This window comes from Nocardia sienata NBRC 100364, from assembly GCF_001613205.1.
Taxonomy (GTDB): Bacteria; Actinomycetota; Actinomycetes; order Mycobacteriales; family Mycobacteriaceae; genus Nocardia; species Nocardia sienata.
In genome coordinates this window covers 1-1752 of record NZ_BDBX01000109.1, presented here as the reverse complement: position 1 = coordinate 1752, position 1752 = coordinate 1, and the positions used below count along the sequence as shown (strand labels likewise).

The 1752-nt window shown below is 69.1% G+C and carries 1 protein-coding gene; it reads left to right on the top strand.

What is annotated here, in order from left to right; genetic code table 11:
* A partial coding sequence (locus NS4_RS30940) for a condensation domain-containing protein (protein ID WP_245665875.1) occupies positions 1-1752 on the top strand: 1752 nt, incomplete at both ends.

The following is a 1752-nucleotide window of genomic DNA, read 5'->3' as shown; positions in this document are numbered from 1 at the left end:
GGCCGGGACCTGGCCGCGGACGTGGCCGTGGATATCAATGCCGTGGTCACCGACACCGCCGACGGGCCGATACTGCGGGCGGGGTTGTCGTTCCCCACGGCGGTGTTGACCCCCGGACAGGTCGAAGACCTGGCCCGGTGGTGGACCACGGCATTGACCGCGCTGGCCACACACGCCACCACTCCCGGCGCCGGGGGATTGACCCCCTCGGACCTGGCACTGCTCGAGCTGAGCCAAACCGGTATCGAAACACTCGAACACCGGTTCCCCACCGTGACCGAGGTATGGCCACTGGCACCGTTACAGACCGGGTTGCTGTTCCATGCGTTACTGGCCGAGGAATCGGTGGACGCCTACCTGGTCCAACTGGTCCTGCACCTGCGAGGGGTAGTACAACCCGACCGGCTACGAACCGCCGCCACCGCGCTACTGCAACGCCACCCCAACCTCGGGACAGCATTCCTCCCGAACCCCGACCCGGCGGCAGGGTTCGGCCGGGACCCGGACCCGGGAGCAGGGTTCGGCCGGAACCCGGGCTCGGGGAAGGGATCCGGCCGGGACACCGACGTCATGTTTGTGCAGGTCGTGACCGGTGGGGTGGAGGTTCCGGTCCGGGTGGTGGATCTGAGCGGGGTCGAGGAACCCGCCCGGGGGGCAGCGGTGGAGCGACTGCTGCGTGCCGATCGGGCGGCCTCCTTCGATATGGCCGATCCGCCGTTGCTGCGGTTGATGCTGATCATGCTGGGTGCCCAGGACTACCGGCTGGTGTTGACCAACCACCACATCCTGCTCGACGGCTGGTCGACCCCGCTACTGATCCGGGAACTGCTGCTGTTGTACGCCACCACCGGTGAGACCGCCGGTGGTGGGACCGCCGGTGAGACCGCCGGTGAGACCGCCGGTGGGACCGGGGGTGGGACCGGTGGTGGCGGTGACGGGGTGGTGTTGCCGCGGGTGTTTTCCTACCGGCGGTATCTGGCCTGGCTGGCCGCCCAGGATGTGGAAACCTCCCGGCGGGTGTGGGCACAGGCGCTGGCCGGGACCGAGGAACCGACCCTGCTGGCCCGGGCGGGGCGGGGCCGGCAACTGTCGGGGTTCCCGCACGAGACGGCGATGGATCTGAGCGAGGACCACACCCGCGGGCTGGCCCGGGTGGCCCGCGAGCTCGGGGTGACGGTGAACACGATGATCCAGGTCGCCTGGGGTGTGGTGGTCGCGATGTGGACCGGCCGGGAGGATGTGGTGTTCGGGGGTGTCGTTTCCGGGCGGCCGGCCCAAGTCCACGGGATCGAGGACATGATCGGGTTGTTCATCAACACCGTGCCGGTGCGGGTCACCCTCGATCACCGCGAAACCCTCACCCGATTACTGACCCGGGTCCAGGCCGAGCAGGCCGGGCTGCTGGACCACCACTACCTCGGATTGACCGACATCCAGCAGGCCGCCGGGCCCGGCGCCCGCTTCGACACGTTGACGGTGTTCGAGTCCTACCCCGTCGAACACGCCGCCGTGACCGAGGCCGGGGACCGGGCCGGTATCGAGGTCACCGGCCTCGACGGCCACGACGCCACCCACTACCCCCTGACCCTGGCCGCTTCCGGGCACACCCGGTTGCACCTGGCGTTGAAATACCTTCCCGACCTGTTCGACCCCACCCTCATCGACTCCCTGCTGACCCGCCTCACCCACATCCTGCACACCCTCACCACCGATATCGACCTGCCGCTCGCGCGGCTGGAACTACTCACCCCC